The organism is Gelidibacter salicanalis, assembly GCF_016469035.1.
GTDB classification, from domain to species: Bacteria; Bacteroidota; Bacteroidia; order Flavobacteriales; family Flavobacteriaceae; genus Gelidibacter; species Gelidibacter salicanalis_A.
On the sequence record NZ_JAEHJZ010000302.1, the window covers coordinates 1 to 246 of the forward strand.

Genomic DNA, 246 nt, shown 5'->3' on the forward strand with positions numbered 1-246 from the left:
CTGCTGGGGTCCGAGGTTACCCGCAGCTCCTGGGTCCAGTTGCGCTGGGGTGTGCTGCCCTCGCCGCTAATCAGGTTTTGGGCCGTGAAGTCGAAGTCGTAGCGGTCGGGGTAATCAATAGTAAACCGTTGAAAACCCGTCACCGAGGTCAGCGTAGCGCCCGGCAAGTGATAGCTGGCTTTGAGCGAGGCATTAAAGTTGCGCCGCCGTTCGGTATTGGGGTAGTTGCTGTATATCTGCCAGGGC

The 246-nt window shown here is 58.9% G+C and carries 1 protein-coding gene; it reads right to left on the minus strand.

Features of this window, described 5'->3' with window-relative positions:
* Positions 1-246 (minus strand): hypothetical protein (locus JEM65_RS21555; RefSeq protein ID WP_199603812.1); only part of this gene is annotated, 246 nt, incomplete at both ends.